The 18,938-nt window shown below is 65.3% G+C and carries 18 protein-coding genes; 15 read left to right on the top strand and 3 right to left on the bottom strand.

The window, feature by feature from the left end; genetic code table 11:
- Nucleotides 1-136: 136 nt before the first annotated feature.
- A complete protein-coding gene (locus AC1DIO_RS13135) occupies nt 137-1,444 on the bottom strand; it encodes a hypothetical protein (RefSeq protein ID WP_441506232.1) in 1,308 nt (435 codons plus the stop codon).
- Nucleotides 1,445-1,702: 258 nt separating this feature from the next.
- On the opposite strand from AC1DIO_RS13135, the gene flgB reads away from it, so the two are divergent.
- The 11 genes from flgB (at nt 1,703) to AC1DIO_RS13190 (ending at nt 12,924) form a co-directional block, all read left to right on the top strand.
- Complete coding sequence (gene flgB, locus AC1DIO_RS13140) at nt 1,703-2,104, top strand: flagellar basal body rod protein FlgB (RefSeq protein ID WP_113513518.1); 402 nt, start codon at nt 1,703-1,705, stop codon at nt 2,102-2,104.
- A gap of 27 nt (nt 2,105-2,131) precedes the next feature.
- Nucleotides 2,132-2,542: a flagellar basal body rod protein FlgC gene (flgC, locus tag AC1DIO_RS13145; RefSeq protein WP_043237671.1), complete on the top strand. Its 411-nt coding sequence runs from the start codon at nt 2,132-2,134 to the stop codon at nt 2,540-2,542.
- A 29-nt stretch (nt 2,543-2,571) separates the two neighbouring features.
- Complete coding sequence (fliE, locus tag AC1DIO_RS13150) at nt 2,572-2,898, top strand: flagellar hook-basal body complex protein FliE (RefSeq protein ID WP_441506233.1); 327 nt, start codon at nt 2,572-2,574, stop codon at nt 2,896-2,898.
- A 26-nt stretch (nt 2,899-2,924) separates the two neighbouring features.
- Entirely contained in the window at nt 2,925-3,191 is a 267-nt protein-coding gene (fliQ, locus tag AC1DIO_RS13155) for a flagellar biosynthesis protein FliQ (protein WP_069879968.1), read from the top strand.
- Nucleotides 3,192-3,265: 74 nt separating this feature from the next.
- Nucleotides 3,266-4,024: a flagellar biosynthetic protein FliR gene (gene fliR, locus AC1DIO_RS13160; protein ID WP_069882615.1), complete on the top strand. Its 759-nt coding sequence runs from the start codon at nt 3,266-3,268 to the stop codon at nt 4,022-4,024.
- Between the two features lie 9 nt (nt 4,025-4,033).
- Nucleotides 4,034-5,101 (top strand): flagellar biosynthesis protein FlhB, encoded by a 1,068-nt coding sequence (gene flhB / locus AC1DIO_RS13165; RefSeq protein ID WP_441506234.1) that lies wholly within the window; start codon nt 4,034-4,036, stop codon nt 5,099-5,101.
- 75 nt (nt 5,102-5,176) lie between these two features.
- Nucleotides 5,177-7,678 (top strand): cell cycle histidine kinase CckA, encoded by a 2,502-nt coding sequence (cckA, locus tag AC1DIO_RS13170; RefSeq protein ID WP_441491497.1) that lies wholly within the window; start codon nt 5,177-5,179, stop codon nt 7,676-7,678.
- A 57-nt stretch (nt 7,679-7,735) separates the two neighbouring features.
- Entirely contained in the window at nt 7,736-8,215 is a 480-nt protein-coding gene (locus tag AC1DIO_RS13175; protein ID WP_441506235.1) for a hypothetical protein, read from the top strand.
- Between the two features lie 166 nt (nt 8,216-8,381).
- Nucleotides 8,382-9,428, top strand: coding sequence for a recombinase RecA (recA, locus tag AC1DIO_RS13180; RefSeq protein ID WP_113514031.1), 1,047 nt, complete (start codon nt 8,382-8,384; stop codon nt 9,426-9,428).
- A gap of 181 nt (nt 9,429-9,609) precedes the next feature.
- A complete protein-coding gene (gene alaS / locus AC1DIO_RS13185; protein WP_441506236.1) occupies nt 9,610-12,252 on the top strand; it encodes an alanine--tRNA ligase in 2,643 nt (880 codons plus the stop codon).
- A 27-nt stretch (nt 12,253-12,279) separates the two neighbouring features.
- Nucleotides 12,280-12,924: a hypothetical protein gene (locus AC1DIO_RS13190; protein ID WP_441506237.1), complete on the top strand. Its 645-nt coding sequence runs from the start codon at nt 12,280-12,282 to the stop codon at nt 12,922-12,924.
- A gap of 323 nt (nt 12,925-13,247) precedes the next feature.
- Here AC1DIO_RS13190 and AC1DIO_RS13195 read toward each other — a convergent pair whose 3' ends face one another.
- Nucleotides 13,248-14,462 (bottom strand): NADP-dependent isocitrate dehydrogenase, encoded by a 1,215-nt coding sequence (locus tag AC1DIO_RS13195; RefSeq protein WP_441491501.1) that lies wholly within the window; start codon nt 14,460-14,462, stop codon nt 13,248-13,250.
- Between the two features lie 221 nt (nt 14,463-14,683).
- Between AC1DIO_RS13195 and AC1DIO_RS13200 the strand changes: the two genes are divergently transcribed.
- The 4 genes from AC1DIO_RS13200 (at nt 14,684) to AC1DIO_RS13215 (ending at nt 18,374) form a co-directional block, all read left to right on the top strand.
- Complete coding sequence (locus tag AC1DIO_RS13200; RefSeq protein ID WP_441506238.1) at nt 14,684-15,523, top strand: hypothetical protein; 840 nt, start codon at nt 14,684-14,686, stop codon at nt 15,521-15,523.
- 62 nt (nt 15,524-15,585) lie between these two features.
- A complete protein-coding gene (locus AC1DIO_RS13205) occupies nt 15,586-16,308 on the top strand; it encodes an SDR family NAD(P)-dependent oxidoreductase (RefSeq protein ID WP_441506239.1) in 723 nt (240 codons plus the stop codon).
- Between the two features lie 106 nt (nt 16,309-16,414).
- Nucleotides 16,415-16,960 carry a 2,4'-dihydroxyacetophenone dioxygenase family protein gene (locus AC1DIO_RS13210; RefSeq protein WP_441506240.1) on the top strand — a complete coding sequence of 182 codons (546 nt, stop codon included), beginning with the start codon at nt 16,415-16,417 and terminating at the stop codon, nt 16,958-16,960.
- A gap of 121 nt (nt 16,961-17,081) precedes the next feature.
- Entirely contained in the window at nt 17,082-18,374 is a 1,293-nt protein-coding gene (locus AC1DIO_RS13215; protein WP_476853492.1) for an alpha/beta fold hydrolase, read from the top strand.
- A gap of 31 nt (nt 18,375-18,405) precedes the next feature.
- Here AC1DIO_RS13215 and AC1DIO_RS13220 read toward each other — a convergent pair whose 3' ends face one another.
- Nucleotides 18,406-18,813: a flagellar assembly protein FliX gene (locus AC1DIO_RS13220; RefSeq protein WP_113513540.1), complete on the bottom strand. Its 408-nt coding sequence runs from the start codon at nt 18,811-18,813 to the stop codon at nt 18,406-18,408.
- Nucleotides 18,814-18,938 lie beyond the last annotated feature (125 nt).

The following is an 18,938-nucleotide window of genomic DNA, read 5'->3' on the forward strand; positions in this document are numbered from 1 at the left end:
ACGCAAAGCCGCCATCAAAGCCCGACTCAACCGATCGGGCGAGACGACGCTAGGGCGCCCATGTCCGCCAGGGCAACCAAGCCGGCGGCATCAGGATCGTCGCAGCCCGACAATCCTGTTGATCACGCCCGTCCGGTCAGGACTTCGACTTCGGATCACGCCCGAGCAGTCGCGCGAACTCGGCTTCGATCGCATCGACCGAGAACGGATCGATCTGAATGGGCTTCTCCTCCGGCTTCGATTCGGCCTTCGGCTCTTCGGCGGCGGGAACAGAGGATGGCTCAGGCTTTGGCTCGGCCTCGGTCTCTGACTCGGCGATCTCTGCCTCGGCCTCCGTATCGGCCTCGTCCTCACTGACCTCCAGAGCGTCGTCCTCGTCCTTTGCCGAAAGCCTCTCCCCAAGCTCCGCTGGTGTCGGTTCGGGATGCATGACCGGTGCAGGCTCAGGCAGCTTGGCGGCTTCGGGAGGCTCGCGGAAGGGAGCGGGCTTCGGTTCGACGGCGGGCACCGGTGGCGTCACCACGTCCGAGGGCTTGGGCTTCAGGCCCAGGGCCATTTCGAGTTCGGCAGCGACATCCGGCGGCACGCCGACGGGCCGCCCGAAGACCGGCGGAGGGGCAGTCGGAACCGGAGCGAGAACCGGCGCGGCTGCTGCGGGCTTCGGCTCTTCAGGCTTGACCGGCGCAGGCGGCGTCACCGGCAGAACGACGTCCGGAACCGGGATCGCCGGCGCCTGGGACGACCGGACAGCCGAGTGCGGACGCTTCAGCGCCTCCTCGAGCTGACGGGCCATATCGTCAAGCTCATCGGAACTCACGCTTGGCGCGGGAGCCTGATTGCGCCCGAAATTCGGAGCCTGTGAGGCCACAATCGCAGCTCCTGCCGCGAGGCCGGCCATGCCAGCCGCTGCAGCGCCTGCCGGTGCCACAGCCGGTTCGAGGCGCGAAACAGGCCCAGGGGTACGATGCGGCAGCGGCGGCAGGCTATCCGGCTGCGGGGCGGCCGGCGGCGGCGGAGAGGCGCGACGCGTTTCCTCCTGCAGATCGGCGCGAAGAGCCTCGAAACCGAGCGCCGGGTCGATCGCCAGAGGGCGTTCAAAGACCGGGGCCTCGGCCTGCGCAGGTACCGCAATCCGTCCGCTGCTGCTGCCGCGCACGATATTGGTCTCGACCACCACGTCGGACGCGCCGCCGATCATCACCAGATGCTCGACATTGTCGCGTCGGATCAGCACGAGCTGTCGCTGCCGGTCGAGGTCATGGATATCGACCACCCCGAGGCGCGGTTGCCGGGCGCGGCCACCGCCTTGCCCTCCTATCCTGAGTCGCCCGCCGGTGATGCGCCGCAACAGGAAGGCGAAGAGCGCCACCAGAATCAGGACGATAGCGAATGCAATGATCCAGCGGAGGCCGGTCGAGAGTTCGAAGCCAAACAACGTCTGCAAGGTTTGCCTCATGTGMGACGGCGACAGCCCTTGGCGGACCGCAATTCCACCCAAGGTTCAACACGTTGGCTATAGCATAACGCCCGCATTTTCGGGAAACAGGGTTAGCACTTGGTTAATTTGGTTCACCGGATTCGTGGATCTTAACGCGAAATTAACCAAGCACCCGGCAATATTTTCCCAGTGGATCGCCTGTCAGGACGGAATCGCTCGGCGGCTCCGATCACGGCCATCCCCTGAGGAAACGGAACAAACTCCATGTCTGGCAATGCTTTAGGCACTGGCGGCAACCTGATGCAGGCGCTGAAGACGCGTATGCACTGGCACCAGTCCCGGCAAAAAGTGCTGTCCGAGAATGTCGCCAACGCCGACAGCCCCGGATTCCGCCCCATGGATCTCAAGGCGCCGGCCATCGGCACGGCTTCGTCCGGCGTCTCCCTGGCCCAGACCTCTGCCGGCCATATGGGCCCCTCCGGACAGCGCAATGGATTCGATACCGCCAAGGCACCCCGCTTCGAGGTCACTCCCAACGGCAACGGCGTAAATCTCGAGGACGAGATGATGAAGGTGGCCCAGAACCAGTCCGACTATCAACTCGCCGCTTCGCTCTACAGCAAGGGCCTCGGACTGATGAAGATCGCGATCGGTAAGGGCCGCTAAGGCAGCGGACGCAGGAGCAGCAGCCTCATGGATCTTCTCAAGAGCATCGCGGTGGCGACATCGGGCCTGCGCAGCCAGTCCGGCCGCATGCGGATCATCGCCGAAAACCTGGCCAACGCCGATTCGGGACCGGATCGCGCCGGCGTCGATCCCTACCGCCGCAAGATTCCGACGTTCCAGCGGCGGGTCGACCGTGAGCTCGAAGCCCAGGTCGTCGATCTCGGCCGCGTCCAGCGCGACCAAAGCGCCTTCCGGACGAAATTCGAGCCCGGCAACCCCGCCGCCGACGCCACCGGCAATGTCAGCATGCCCAACGTGAACTCGCTGGTCGAGACCATGGACATGCGCGAGGCACAGCGCAGCTACGAGGCCAACCTCAACCTGATCTCCTCCACGCGCCGGATGATCCAGCGCACCATCGACATCCTGCGCGTCTGACCGGCGCCAGCGGAACGGAACCTCGCACCATGGCCACATCCAGCTTCGCCGCCGGCGCTTACGCCTCGACGCAGGGTCTCGGCGCCGGCAACCTGATGCGCAAGCCGCTCGGTGCGGCCGCCGGCGCCAGCGCGGGCATGCCGGATTTCTCCTCGCTGATCGGCAAGGCGCTGGAAGCAACCGCCGATGCCGGCCGCAAGAGCGACATCCAGACCGCGAGCGTGGCCGCCGGCCGCTCCGATATCGTCGATGTCGTCACGGCGGTCGCGGAAAGCGAGGCCGCGATCGAAACGCTGGTTGCGGTTCGCGACCGCGTGATTGCGGCCTATGAGGAAATCATGCGGATGCCGGTCTGATTCCCGGCTCGATCAGGACGCAAACCATGACCTCAGGCGCCATCCTCGACGTCGCGCGCGACGGCATCGTCGTTTTCCTCAAGGCCGGCGGCCCGCTGATGATGGTCGCGCTCGGCGTCGGCCTCGCCGTCTCGCTCGTCCAGGCCCTGACGCAGATTCAGGAGCAGACCCTGATCTTCGTCCCCAAGATCGTTGCGGTCTTTGCCGCCATGATGCTGTTTCTGCCGTTCATGGGCGATGCGCTTGCAGGCTATATGGGGCGGGTCGCCGTCCGAATCGCCACGGGCGAATGAACCTTACGCTGCCGCGACCGGCTCTGGGGCTGCCGCAGTGGCGTCCCGAGTGGCGCAGGGGCCCAGCCGGCACGATGCAGATCGCGATCCTGCCCGAGATCGGCGCGCTCTTCGTGCTCGTCTTCGCGCGTGTCGGCACCCTCGTGATGCTGATGCCCGGCATCGGCGAACGCTTCATCTTCTCACGCGCGCGACTGTCGCTGGCCTTCTTCATCGCATTGATGATCGTCCCCATGGCGCGCACGATCATCACCCCGCCCGGCGACATGCCTGCGCTGGTCGGCCTTCTCATCAGCGAACTCCTGATCGGACTGACCATCGGGCTCAGCGTGCGCCTTGTGATGGCCTGCCTGCAGAGCGCCGGCGCGATCGTGGCCCAGACCATGGGCCTGGGTTTCGCGATGACGGTCGATCCGACCGGAGGCATGCAGAACCCGTCGATCGGCAACTTTCTGACGATGCTCGGCATCACACTGATCCTGGTCACCGACCTCCATCACGTCGCCATCGCGGCGATTCATGAAAGCTACCGGCTCCTGCCGCCCGGGGGCTTTCCGGACGTCGGAGACATGATGACCCTGGCGATCCGTGCGGCGACGCAGGGCTTCGCCCTCGCCGTTCAGATTTCCGCGCCCTTCATCGTCTTCGGTCTGCTCTTCAATCTCGGGCTCGGCGTGCTGGCGCGGATGATGCCGCAGCTTCAGGTCTTCTTCCTCGCCGTACCGGCCTCGATCCTCGGCGGCATGCTCGTGCTGCTCGCCGTCGTCGGCGTGATGATGGGCGTCTTCCTCGAGGATCTCGGCAACTTCCTTCGCCAGTTCACCGGCAACTGAGGAGCGGCGATGTCAGAGGATGCCGACAACGAGGACAGGACAGAAGACCCGACCCAGCGAAAGCTGGACCAGGCGATCGAGAAGGGCGACATCGCCCGCTCGCAGGAGATCGGCACCTTCTTCGTCCTTTGCGGTTTCACGCTGGCGCTGCTGGTCGGAGCCGGCTGGTCGGCGAGCAGTGCGGCGCTCTCCCTGCGCTCCTTCCTGATGAACGCGCATCAGGTGCCTTCCAGCGGCGAGGCCTTCTTCAACGTCACCAAGCAGGGCGTGATGGCGGGCTTCATGGCGCTCGGCCTGCCCTTCGCCTTCATCCTCTGCGCCGGCCTTGCCGGTGCGCTGATCCAGCACAAGCCGCTCTGGACCTTCGAGCCGCTGATGCCGAAATTCAGCCGGATCTCGCTGATGGCTGGGGCCAAGCGGATCTTTGGCAAGGAGGCCTGGGTCAATTTCGCCAAGGGGCTCGCCAAGATCCTGTTGATCGGCACCGCCGTCGGCCTGACGCTCTGGAAGGAGCACGACCGGCTCGAGAGCTTCGCGCAGATGAGTGTCGCCGCGATGCTGCCGGCGACGCTGTCACTGACGATCAAGCTGATGGCGAGCGTACTCGCGCTCTTCGCAGTGATCGCGATCGGCGACTTCGTCTATCAGCGCTTCAGCTGGTACCAGCGTCAGCGCATGACCAAGCAGGAGCTCAAGGAGGAGTTCAAGAACTCCGAAGGTAATCCCGAGGTCAAGGCGAAGCTGCGGCAGATCCGCGCGCAGCGGGTCAGGAAACGCATGATGGCCGCGGTGCCCAAGGCGACCGTGATCATCACCAACCCGACCCACTTCGCCGTCGCGCTGCAATACGAGCAGGGCATGGGCGCCCCGCTCTGCCTCGCCAAGGGCGTCGACGCGCTTGCCCTGAAGATTCGCGAGGTCGCGGGGGAGCATCGCGTGCCGATCGTCGAGAACCCGCCGCTGGCCCGCGCGCTCTATGCGACGGTCGATATCGACGAAGAAATTCCTGTCGAACACTATCAGGCCGTCGCCGAAGTCATCGGTTACGTCTTGCGCCTGAAGGGTAGGCGCGCCTAACTCGCAATCTGCGCGACCTGCGCGCTAAGCCCCTCGCTGGCGGCGAGGAGGCGTGAAACGGGACGGACCAGCCGCATGAGCGGAACCACGGCGACAACCGCGATCGATCGCTCCGACAAGCCGGGCCGTATCGGCCTGATCCTGCTTGTCGCCGGCTTGCTCGTCGGAGCCGCGATCGCGCTCGGCTTCATCGCCAATGAATGGGCGCAGCCGCTGATCCTGGGCCTGCTGGCCCTGCTTTCAGTGATCGGTGTCTTCGGCCTCTTTGCCTTTTCCATCGGCCTTGTTCAATTCTCGGGCCGCGCAGCGCGCAATGACCTGACCAAGGCCATCGTCGACAGCGCCGATGACGGCGTCGTCGTCACCGAGGGCGAGAACCGCATCGTCTACGCCAACGAAACCTATCTGGCGCTCGCCGGAGCCCGCGGAGCCAGCGACATCAAGCCGGTCGAACGCCTGTTTACCGGCCGCCCGGAGGTGTCGGAAGCGATCTACCGTTTGGCGACCGCCGCGCGCGAAGGCCGCCGGCTGGCGGAGGAAGTTCGGCTCGAGCCCGCCCTCAACGGTCGCGACACGGTCGGTTGGTATCGAATCCGGGTATCCCCCGTGCGCCGCGAGGGCAAGGCCGCCATGCTCTGGAGCGTCTCGGACGTAACGCCCGAGCGTGAGCGTCAGGAGAACGCCTTCCAGGAACTCCAGCACGCGATTGACTATCTCGATCATGCGCCGGCCGGCTTCCTCTCGATCGACGCCGATGGCGAGGTGCCCTATCTCAATGCCACGCTCTCGGGCTGGCTCGACTATGACCTCGCGCGGTTCGGCTCGGGCGGACTGCATCTCGACGACATCGCGACCTCGAACGCGGCTGCCCTGATCCAGGCCATTCGCGGGCAGCCCGGCGATGTCCGCGTCGAGGTCCTCGATGTCGATCTGCGCCGGCGCAATGGCACGACCCTGCCGGTCAGGCTGCATCATCAGGTCGCCTTCGGCAGCGACAGCCGCGCTGGCCCCTCACGCACGCTCGTGCTCAACCGGACGACCGGCGAAGCCGGGTCCGACGGACGCAGCGATGCCGAAGTGCGCTTTGCCCGCTTCTTCCACTCGACGCCGATGGCGATCGCGACCGTCGACCGCAACGGCGCGATACTGCGCTCCAACGCCGCCTTCACCCGGCTGACGCAGCAGGGCCGCCAGCCCGCGACGATCCAGGATCTCGTCGCGCCGGGCAGCCTCGACGAGGCGCTCGCAGCGACCATGGCCGGCAGCAGCGACATCGCCCCGCTCGATGCCAATCTCTCGGGCGAGGACGGACGTTCGGCCAAACTCTATCTCTCTCCGGTCGCAGCGACCGAGGACAGCGATGGTGAGCGGGCCATCGTCTATGCGCTGGAGACCACCTCCGAGCGCAAGCTCAAGGACAATATCGACCAGGCCCAGAAGATGCAGGCTGTCGGCCAGCTCGCCGGCGGCATCGCGCACGATTTCAACAACGTGCTCCAGGTCATCATCAACGCGTCCGAGTTCCTGCTCGCCAGCCACAAGCCGACCGACCCGTCCTTCCCGGACATCATGCAGATCAAGCAGAACGCCTACCGGGCGGCCTCGCTGGTCCGGCAGTTGCTCGCCTTCTCGCGCCGCCAGACGCTGCGCCCGCAGGTGCTCGAGCTCGGCGATGTGCTCTCCGATCTCTCGCTGATGCTGAAGCGCGTCGTCGCCGACAAGGTCTCGCTCGACATTCGCCAGGGCCGCGACCTCTGGTCGGTCAAGGCCGATCTCGGTCAGCTCGAACAGGTCATCGTCAATCTCGCGGTCAATGCGCGCGATGCCATGCAGGACGGCGGCAAGCTGCAGGTCCGCACGCGCAACGTCGCAGCGGAGGAATGCGCCGGGTTCGGCCATCAGGCCCTGCCCACCGCGGACTATGTCATGCTCGAAGTCGAAGACAGCGGCACCGGCATCCCGGCCGAACATCTCGACAAGATCTTCGAGCCCTTCTTCACCACCAAGGAGGTCGGCAAGGGCACGGGCCTCGGCCTTTCCATGGTCTATGGCATCGTCAAACAGACCGGTGGCTTCGTCTTCGTCGATTCGACCCTCGGCAAGGGCACGACCTTCCGCATCTTCCTGCCGCGTCACGTGCCGACGGAAGAGGAGATCGCCGCCGACAACGCCGCCAAGGAAGCCCCAAAGAAGGTCGCAGCCGATCATACCGGCGCCGGCGTCATCCTGCTGGTCGAAGACGAGGACGCGGTGCGTGCGCTCAATGCCCGCATGCTGATCTCGCGCGGCTATACCGTGCACGAAGCGGCCTCGGGCGTGGAGGCCCTCGATATCTTCCTCAAGCATGACGGCAAGATCGATCTCGTCGTCTCCGACGTGGTCATGCCCGAGATGGACGGCCCGACCCTGCTTGGCGAGCTGCGTCAGCGCAACCCGGCCACCAAGGTCGTCTTCGTCTCCGGCTACGCGGAGGAGGCCTTCCGCAAGAACCTGCCGGAAGGCGAGCAGTTCCACTTCCTGCCCAAGCCCTTCACGATGAAGCAGCTGGTCGAGACAGTGAAGGCCGCGATGAGCTGAGGCGCGACGCCGCGCAGGTAGCGAGGCGCGGCGTCCACGAACGATGCGGGCAGCGCGATGTCGGACGGGAACTCACGCAGATACCTGATCCTGCTTCTCGCCCAGACCCTGTGTGCGATGGTCGTGCTCGCCAATGTGCGGGGCATTTTCCTCCTGCTGATCGACAATATCGGAACGATCATGACTGCCACTCGCGGCAGCGCGTTGCAGACCGCGCTCGCGGTCCTGATCGGCCAGGCCTGCTACTGGTGGCGCCTGCGTCATGTGACCATCCCCGCCACCTATGGCGGCCTGGTGATCGGCCATTTCGTCTCCTTCGCAGCCCGGATCGGCTTCATCTTCGGCGGCGCTCTGTTCTCGCTCTATTATCTCCGGCACGTCCCGGAGCTCGATCTTGGCTATCTCGATCTCAGCTGGCGCGGGGCACTCCTCATCGCCGTCATCTTCGCGCTCTACTGCTATACTCTGGAGCTGGAGCGKCTCGGCAACGCGATGCAGATCCGGGCCATGCAAGCGAAGGGCGACAGCCGGGCTTAAACAGCTCTGCAGGGAGGCGACGAGTGAGAACAAAAAAAGAACTTGAAGACAGGAACAAACCGTGACCATATTTGCTCACGGCGCACATTGAGAAGTGATCGCGCCCCTGCCATAAGGAGCGCACGTTGTGAATCAGGCAAATCTCCGGCTCGTGGAAGGCTCTTCGATGGACAAGGCTAAAGCGCTCGATGCGGCGCTCTCGCAGATCGAACGGGCTTTCGGCAAGGGCTCGATCATGCGCCTGGGCAAGAACCAGCAGGCGATCGAGATCGAGACCATCTCGACCGGCTCGCTCGGGCTCGATATCGCGCTCGGCGTTGGCGGCCTCCCCAGGGGCCGCGTCATCGAAATCTACGGACCAGAATCCTCCGGCAAGACCACGCTTGCGCTCCACACCATTGCCGAAGCCCAGAAGAAGGGCGGCGTTTGCGCCTTCGTCGATGCCGAGCACGCACTCGATCCGGTCTATGCCCGCAAGCTCGGCGTCAATCTCGACGACCTCCTGATCTCGCAGCCCGATACCGGCGAGCAGGCGCTCGAGATCACCGACACCCTGGTTCGCTCCGGCGCCATCGACGTGCTGGTGGTCGACTCCGTTGCGGCCCTCACGCCCCGCGCCGAGATCGAAGGCGAGATGGGCGATGTCCAGCCCGGCCTCCAGGCGCGCCTGATGAGCCAGGCCTTGCGCAAGCTCACCGCGTCGATCTCGCGCTCGAACTGCATGGTCATCTTCATCAACCAGATCCGCATGAAGATCGGCGTGATGTATGGCTCGCCCGAGACCACKACCGGCGGCAACGCCCTGAAATTCTACGCCTCCGTGCGCCTCGACATTCGCCGCGTCTCGACGCTGAAGGAGCGCGACGAGGCCACCGGCAACCAGGTCCGCGTCAAGGTCGTCAAGAACAAGGTGGCGCCGCCCTTCAAGCAGGTCGAGTTCGACATCATGTTCGGCGAGGGCATCTCGAAGGTCGGCGAACTAATCGACCTCGGCGTCAAGGCCGGGATGGTCGAGAAGGCTGGAGCCTGGTTCTCCTTCGACAGCCAGCGCCTCGGCCAGGGCCGGGAGAACGCCAAATCCTTCCTCAAGGCCAATCCGGACGTCGCGGCGCGCATCGAGGCCACGATCCGGCAGAATTCAGGCCTCGTTGCCGATCGCATCCTCGATGAGGCGACACCGACCGACGATGATCTCGACGAGGGCGACGCCTGAGCCTTATCTCCGCGCCAGCGGCAGGGTATTTTCGTCGGGCGGCCCTTCGGGGCCGCCCGTTTCTTTTATGCGCCAAGGCCTTGTCACGGGAATTCTGGACAGGTGCAAAGCCGCTGACTAGAACCGATCCCAACCAGCAGGCCCGCCCGGCCACCCATCCTGAAGCAGAGTTCGAATTGCGATGAGCGGCGTCAACGAAATCAGGTCCACCTTCCTCGATTATTTCAAGGCGAACGGCCATGAGGTGGTGCCATCGAGCCCGCTCGTGCCACGCAACGACCCGACGCTGATGTTCGCCAATTCAGGCATGGTGCAGTTCAAGAACGTCTTCACCGGACAGGAAAAGCGCTCCTACCAGCGCGCCACGTCGGCGCAGAAATGCGTGCGCGCCGGCGGCAAGCACAATGACCTCGACAATGTCGGCTACACCGCGCGCCACCACACCTTCTTCGAGATGCTGGGGAACTTCTCCTTCGGCGACTACTTCAAGGAGCAGGCGATCACCCACGCCTGGACGCTGGTCACGCGCGAATTCGGCCTGCCCAAGGAAAAGCTGACCGTCACGGTCTATTCCGAGGATGACGAGGCGCACGCGCTCTGGAAGAAGATCGCCGGACTTTCGGATTCGAAGATCATCCGGATTCCGACCTCGGACAATTTCTGGCGCATGGGCGACACCGGCCCCTGCGGCCCGTGCTCCGAGATCTTCTACGACCATGGCGACCATATCCCCGGCGGCCCTCCCGGCTCGCCCGATGAGGACGGCGACCGCTTCATCGAGATCTGGAACCTCGTGTTCATGCAGTATGAGGAGGCCGCCGGCGGCATCCGCACCAATCTGCCGCGGCCCTCGATCGACACCGGCATGGGGCTGGAACGTGTCGCCGCCGTGCTTCAGGGCACGCATGACAATTACGAGATCGACCTCTTCGCGACCCTGATCCGCGCTATCGCGGACATGACATCGGTCTCGTCCGACGGACCGATGAAGGCGAGCCATCGTGTCATCGCCGACCACCTGCGCTGCTCTGCCTTCCTGATCGCCGACGGTGTTCTGCCCTCGAATGAAGGCCGCGGCTATGTCCTGCGCCGCATCATGCGTCGCGGCATGCGCCATGCCCAGCTGCTCGGCGCCAAGGAGCCGTTGCTTCACCGGCTCGTGCCGGTCCTGACCCGCGAGATGGGCCAGGCCTATCCCGAACTGCTGCGTGCAGAGGCCCTGATCACCGAGACCTTGAAGCTCGAGGAGAGCCGTTTCCGCACCACGCTGGCGCGCGGCCTCTCGATCCTCGACGATGCTGCCAAGGATCTCGGCGCCGGCCAGAAGCTGAAGGGCGATGTCGCCTTCACGCTTTACGATACCTACGGCTTCCCGCTCGACCTGACCCAGGATGCGCTCCGCGCCCGCGATATCGGCGTCGATCTCGACGGGTTCGACGCGGCGATGCAGCAGCAGAAGGCGAAGGCGCGTGCCGCCTGGTCCGGCACCGGCGAGGCTGCGACGGAAAAGCTCTGGTTCCCGCTGCGCGACCGCGTCGGCGCCACCGAGTTCCTTGGCTACGACACCGAGACGGCCGAGGGGGTCGTCACCGGGCTGATCCGCGACAATGCGGAAGTCGAGAGCCTGAAGGCCGGCGAGACCGGTTTCGTCGTACTCAACCAGACCCCGTTCTATGGCGAGTCCGGCGGCCAGGTTGGCGATACCGGCACGATCACCGGGGCGGGCTTCGCCGCACAGGTTTCGGATGTGCAGAAGAAGCTCGGCGACATCTTCGCCCACGCGGTCAAGGTCACTTCGGGCGAAATCAAGCTCGGCACACCGGCTGAGCTTACAGTCGATCATGCGCGCCGGAGCACGATTCGCGCCAACCACTCCGCGACCCACCTGCTGCATGAGGCGCTCCGGCTCGTCCTTGGCGATCATGTCGCCCAGAAGGGCTCGCTGGTCTCGCCTGAGCGGCTGCGCTTCGATTTCTCGCACCCCAAGCCTATCTCCGAGGCGGAGCTGGCTCAGGTCGAGGATATCGCCAACGCAGCCGTGCTGCGGAACGAGCCGGTGGCGACCCACCTGATGAGCGTCGACGAAGCCATCGCTTCGGGTGCCCGCGCCTTGTTCGGTGAAAAATACGGCGATGAGGTCCGTGTCGTCTCGATGGGGACGACCGAGGCGGGCAAGGCCTTCTCGGTCGAGCTCTGCGGCGGCACCCATGTTTCGCGCACCGGCGATATCGGCATCGTCAGCATCGCCGGCGAAAGCGCGGTGGCGGCTGGCGTGCGCCGTCTCGAGGCGGTGACCGGCACGGAAGCCCGGCGTCAGCTCAATACAGATTCGAGGCGTCTGCGCGACCTCGCCAGCCTGCTCAAGGTCCCCGCGGCCGAAGCCGAGGCACGCCTCGCCGCCCTGGTCGAGGAGCGCCGCAAACTGGACCGCGAACTCACCGAGGCGCGCAAGAAGCTCGCCATGGGCGGCGGCGGCAGCGCCGAGGATCCGATCCTCGAGATCTCCGGGGCCAAGCTCCTGGCCCGCGCCGTCACCGGCGTCGAGATGAAGGATCTGAAGAGCCTCGCCGACGAAGCCAAGTCCCGCGTCGGCTCGGGCGTCGTCGCCATTGTCGGCGTCGCGGAAGACGGCAAGGCCGGCGTCGTCGTCGGTGTGACCGAGGATCTGACCTCGCGCTTCGACGCGGTGGCGCTGGTGCGCGCCGCCTCCGAGCAGCTCGGCGGCAAGGGCGGTGGCGGGCGCCGCGACATGGCGCAGGCCGGTGGCCCGGACGGCTCCAAGGCGCAGGCTGCGCTCGACGCCGTCGCAGCCGCGATGAGCTGACCGGGTTCGGACGACGGAGAAGACGGGGTGCAGTATCGTCTCGCCGCCACCATTGCTCTTGCCCTGGTGGCAGCGAGCGCCCCAGGCTTTGCCCAGCAGGTGCGCCCCCGCGCTGGCGCACCGGCCCAGCCCGTCCAGCCAACCCTGTCGGCCTCGCGTAGCGCGATGGCCGGCTCCATGCTGACGGTGTTCGCCAGCAAGGCTCCGGCACAATCACAGCTTACCATCGCGCACCCCGGCGATCCTGCTGAAGCGGCCATCGTCTCGGTCATTCTCGGCGCCGTGTCCGCAACCGCGATCACGACGCCCGGCGAGCCCGGCAGCTATGAACTGCGCCTCCTTCGCCAGGATTCCGGCAAGCCCGAGATCCTGGCCAGGCAGCCCCTGGCAACCACATCCCCTTCGGCGACCTTGTCGGCGCCGGACCGCGCCAAGGCCAAGACAAACGTCCCGGTTCGCGGGATCGGTCCCAATGGCGAGCGCGATCGCGTCGTCATCACGGCGCCTGATGCAGCCGTGGACGCGGCAGGCCCATCCTTCTATCCGGCAGAGAATGTCGAAGCGCTGCTGGAAGCACCGGACAAGCCGGGCAGCTATGAACTTCGCTATGTCATGAACGCACCGCTGAGCGGCCAGCGTATCCTCGCTCGCCGCCCCCTCACGATCGAGTAGCGATCATCCCGGCCGCGTGCCCAGGCATCGCGATCGGCGTTCTCAAGGCGAGCGATAGCGCGGAGCTCTCCGAACGAGACGGCTCCGCAGTGAGTTTGCTGGTCATCCCGCAGAGCCCGCCCAACCGAGCGACCAGGTTCCCTTCGTCGAGGACGKATGTCGGCAGCAGCGCGTGCGGATCACCCCGCTGACGTTACGCCAGCGGCTGACCTGGTCTGCACGGCACGACACGCTGTGTCGTCGCATGCACCTTGGCCTCGACAGCAAAAAGCGCCCGGATCGGGATCCGGGCGCTTCAAGTCATTCACTCAGGATCGCAGAGATCAGGCAGACATCGCCTTGCGCATGTTCTCGCTGACCTTCTCAAGGAAGCCGGTGGTCGAGAGGAACTTCTGGTCGGGACCGACCAGCAGCGCCAGATCCTTGGTCATGTCGCCAGCCTCGACAGTGTCGACCGTGACCTTCTCGAGCAGCGTCGCAAACTTCGCGAGTTCGGCATTGTTGTCGAGCTTGGCGCGGTGGCTGAGGCCACGCGTCCAGGCAAAGATCGAGGCGATCGAGTTGGTCGAGGTCTCCCTGCCCTTCTGATGCTCGCGATAATGGCGCGTCACCGTGCCGTGCGCGGCTTCAGCCTCGACGGTCTTGCCATCCGGCGTCATCAGCACCGAGGTCATCAGGCCGAGCGAACCAAAACCCTGGGCCACGGTGTCGGACTGCACGTCGCCATCGTAGTTCTTGCAGGCCCAGACATAGCCGCCCGACCACTTCATCGCCGAAGCGACCATGTCGTCGATCAGACGGTGCTCATAGGTGATTCCGAGCTTGTCGAATTCGGCCTTGAACTCGGCCTGGTAGATCTCCTCGAAGATATCCTTGAAGCGGCCGTCATAGGTCTTGAGGATGGTGTTCTTAGTCGAGAGATAGACCGGGTACTTGCGGATCAGGCCGTAGTTCAGCGAAGCGCGTGCGAAATCCCTGATCGAATCGTCGAGATTGTACATCGCCATGGCGACGCCGGCGTCCGGAGCCTTGAAGACCTCCTTCTCGATCACGGCGCCATCATCTCCGACGAACTTGATCGAGAGCGTGCCCTTGCCGGGGAACTTGAAATCGGTGGCGCGGTACTGGTCGCCATAGGCGTGGCGGCCGATGACGATCGGCTGTGTCCAGCCCGGCACGAGGCGCGGCACGTTCTTGCAGATGATCGGCTCGCGGAAGATCACGCCGCCGAGAATGTTGCGGATCGTGCCATTCGGCGACTTCCACATCTGCTTGAGATTGAACTCCTTCACCCGGCCCTCGTCCGGGGTGATGGTGGCGCACTTCACCGCGACGCCGTGCTTCTTGGTGGCGTTGGCGGCATCGATCGTGACCTGGTCATTGGTCGCGTCGCGGTTCTCGACGGACAGGTCGTAATAATCCAGCTCGAGGTCGAGATAGGGGAAGATCAGCGTGTCTTTGATCTTCTGCCAGATGATGCGGGTCATCTCGTCGCCGTCCATGTCGACGACGGGATTGGCGACCTTGATCTTGCTCATGTGATTTCGACCCCTGCTGCTGGCCAGTCTGGAACGTTTCCGGGCTGCAGCCATAGCTCCGCAGCCCGCCCGCGCGCTTCCTAGCGGGTTACGTGCCACTGGGGAAGCACGGCTTTTGGCCGAGTTGCCCAAGCCTCATGCCGCACTGCCTTCATGCTGCACTGCCGCAAAAACTGCACCTTCCCGTTCTAACTTCGATTTGAGATCGCCGCCGAGGAAGAATGCCGACTTTGTATCACCATCGCTGCAGTATTCGTGCTGGCCGGTCCATCGGGGCTCGGGCCGGCATCGTTGCCCTCCTGCTCGTCACGGGCTGGGCGGCGAAGGCCAATGACGACGGTGCCTACAGCCCGCGCTTCCCCATTCCCAAACCTATCCTCACCCACGAAGAGCCTGACGACGCGGTCGAACCACAGGCTCAAGAGGCGCAGGACGATCTGGACGCCGTGCCGTTCGATCCGGCTCTGAGCGCGCGCGCAAACTGGCCCGCCACGCCGAAGGCCAACCGGCAGTTGCCTAGGGAAATCCCGCTCAGCGTCATTCGCCAGGGCTTTTCGACACGTGGCCCGACAGGGTCTGCGCCCGAACGGAGCGTCGGCCTCCAGCTCGGCGCCGACACGTTCTCGATCTCGACCAAGCTGATCGCACCGCCCGGGCACGAGCAGGTCGGCGACGCACGGATCGACTGGAAATTGGCCCGGCCTGTCGCCAACAAGGGGCCCGGCTTCATCTGGACGATCTCGACGGGAGGCGGCAGCAGCACGGCGGGAAAACCCGAGCAGAACGCCAGTCTGCTGGTCGGGTTCCGCCACCAGCTCTTTCAGTACCTGACCATGAGCTCGCAGCTCTCCATGGCCGGCAGCTACGTCTTCGCTCCCGATGGTGGCCCGCACTCGACGCTTGTGCCGGAGGTCAAGTTGAGCGCCGATTTCGCAGCTCTGGCGAATCTCTCCTGGGAGGCCTCGCTCGATCTGGCGCTGGCACGTCAGATGCCGCTCGTCGCGAGCCAGTACGAGACGCGCGGCACCGCCCTGCTGCGCCTGAAATACAGCCTCGAATGAAGGGACCCTGCTCTGCCTTTGCCGGCCTTCCGTGATCGCCCCGGTCGCTCTAGCCTTTAGGCATGACAGATACTCCCGTTCCCAAATTCGCTCTCGTAACCGGCGGCACACGCGGCATTGGCGCAGGCGCTGCGCTTGCGCTCGCCCAGGCCGGCTACGAGGTCATCGCCACCGGCCTCACCGATGATGAGGTCGCGGCGTCCCCGCCTCACCCCGCGATCCGTCACGCCAAGCTCGATGTGACCAGGGATGATCAGGTCGCGGCCATCGTCGCGCTCTGCCCCCGTATCGATGCGCTGGTGAACTGCGCCGGGATGATCCAGCGCGGCGGCAAGGAATTCGAGATCGAAGCCTTTCGCCTGACGATCGAGGTCAACCTCACCGGTTCGATGCGGATGTGCGTGGCGGCCAAGGACAAGCTCGCCGCCAATGGCGGGGCGATCGTCAACATCGCCTCCATGCTGACTTTCCACGGCTCGCCCTTCGCCCCGGGCTACTCCGCATCGAAGGGCGGCATCGGCCAGCTCACCAAGTCGCTCGCGGCCGCCTGGGCACCTGAAGGCATCCGCGTCAACGCCGTCGCTCCCGGCTGGATCGCGACCGAGTTGACCAGGCCCCTGGTCGAGGATGCTGCCCGTTCGGCGCCGATCCTGGCGCGTACACCACAGGGTCGCTGGGGCGAACCCAGCGATGTCGGCGGCGCCATCGCCTTCCTGCTCTCGGATGCGGCCAAGTTCGTGACAGGTGCCATCCTGCCCGTCGATGGCGGGTATCTCGCCATCTGACGCCATCCACATCAACACCAGAAACGCCAAACACGGCAACGGCATGCAACCGCTTCCGGAATCACTCCGGCAACGACTTGAATCAAGATCTCAGCCAGGAAACGCCATGACCAACCCGAACCCCATGCCAGTCGAGGCGAGCGCCGAGGACCGCTGGACGCCCTATCGCCACCCTCAGCCGAAGGATTCCCCACCCGAACTGATCGTGCCCAATGTCATTCCAACCGACGAGCGGGTCTGGGTGCCGGTCGATGACAATGTCTGGTTCCGTCCGCTGCTCTTCTGCGTGACGCGCGGATACTGGATGAACCTCCTGAAGGTACGCCGCGCCGGCGTGCTCTCGCGCCACCGCCACCCCCTGCCCGTGCACGGCTATGTCCTCAAGGGAAAGTGGCGCTACCTGGAGCACGACTGGGTGGCGACCGAAGGGTCCTATGTCTACGAGGCGCCGGGCGAGACCCATACGCTCGTCGTAGATCCTGACGTCGAAGAAATGATCACCATGTTCCAGGTCAATGGCGCGATGATCTATGTCGATCCCGACGGCAAGTGCCTGGGCTATGACGACGTCTTCACCCGCCTCGACAAATGCCGCACGCATTACGCGGGCAACGGGCTCGGAGCGGATTACGCGGACCAGTTCATTCGCTGACGACCAGTTTCCGTGCCGGATCGACACGCGTCGGTTCGGCAGCACGGACGAATCCTAAACGGTCTCTCGGCTAGTTCCGGTCAAACCGACCGAAGCCTATGCCACCTCTGGAGAACCGTTCATGCGCGCCGTCCTCGCCCTGCTGATGTGGATGTCGGCGGCCGGCCTCCTCTCGCCAGCCAACGCGCAATCGGACTTCTATACGGCGACGCCTGCCGAGATCGCCGGAGGGCGCCCCGGAACGCTGATCCGGACCGAGATTCTGAACGGAACGCCCGAGGGCGCCAGCGCCTACCGGATGCTCTATCGCTCGGTCGGTCTCGACGGGCGGCCGATCGCCTTGTCTGGCGTCGCGATCGTCCCGCCCGGCCCCGGTCCGGCCGAGGGACGTCCCGTCGTCGCCTGGGCGCACCCGACGACCGGGGTCCAGCCGCAATGCGGACCGTCGCGCTCCGGCGGTATCTTCCAATCCATTCAGGGCCTGCGTCCGATGCTCGCGCGTGGCTACATCGTCACGGCGACGGACTATCCGGGCCTGGGTGCACCGGGGGTCCATCCTTATCTCGTCGGCCCCAGCGCGGCCCGTTCCGTCGTCGACTCGGTGCGCGCAGCCGGCCAGCTCCCCAATGCCTCCGCCGGGCGGCGCTTCACCGTCTGGGGCCACTCGCAGGGCGGGCACGCGGCGCTGTTCACCGGCATCCTGGCGAAGCGCCTCGCGCCCGAACTCGACCTCGTCGGTGTCGCCGCTGCAGCGCCTGCGACCGAACTCGCCACATTGCTGTCCGACGACATCGACACGGATGGCGGCCGGAACCTGACGGCAATGACCTTGTGGTCCTGGACGCGTGTCTACAAGGCGCCCCTGAACAAGATCGTCAGTTCGGATGCGATCCCGGTGGTCGATCAGTTGGCCGCAGATTGCCTGGAGAGCCTGACGGACATCTTCAGCAGGCTGCGCCCGACCAAGGCGCTGGAGCGCCGCTTCCTCGTCGACAACGCCTTTGCTGAGCAGCAGCCTTGGCGCGCGCTTCTCAGCCGCAATACCCCCGGCCTCCTGCCGCGCAGCGTCCCGGTCTATATCGCGCAGGGCACGAGCGACACGCTCGTCCGGCCCCAGGTGACACGCGACTACGCAGACAAGCTCTGTCGCGCCGGCAGCGCGGTGCAATTCGATGCGTTGCCCGGCGTCGGCCATCTCCCGGCTGCGCGTGACAGCGCCGACGCGGCGATCGCCTGGATGGATCAGCGCTTCAAGGGCGTGACGCCGCCGAGCGTTTGCGTCAGGTCGCAGCAAGGGTCTCGCCGCGATCGCTCGGTCCTCATCGGACCGGCGGCAGGTTCAAAGGCTGTTGCATCGGCCCGAAAAGTGGATTGCGGTTTTCGGGGCAAAGCCGACGCAAACACAAAGGGTTAGGTTATCGGTCCGATACGATTTCCGGTCMGATCTAACGCCCGAGCTTGGCGAGCTCGACCGCCGCCCGCAGCTCGATATGAGCCAGCACATCGTCGAGGCGCGGATCATCGGTGGTCTCGCGCCGCAACGAGAGCGTCGTCTTGAGGCGTTCCAACTCGGCGATCTGGACGCGGCCGGAGAGGAGCGCAGCCTTCAGCCTGTCGAGCCCGTCGAGCAGGTCATGCCCGCGCCGTGCCTGACGCTTCTTGCGCTCCTGCGCATCGCCTTCGGCCTGGACCGCGAGCAGGAGGTCGAGCGAACCCGCATTGCTGACAGTGCTGCCCTGTGTCGCCGTCGCGGATTCGCGACCGGGCAATGAGAACGACGCCGCGCCGGCCCGCCGGGTCTGGCTGGCCGAGCCTGCCCCGATAACGGGCGTGCGCGGGTCGATACGGATCATGACGGCCTCGGTTGACGATGCGCCAAGCCTTGGACCCGCATGGTTAACAAGCGGTAAATCGCCCGGCAAAAACTGCCGATCCGGCAGGAACGACATAGCGACAACGGCAAGCGCCTGACAGAGCC

The sequence above is a fragment of the Allobosea sp. 05T439 genome, from assembly GCF_056396005.1.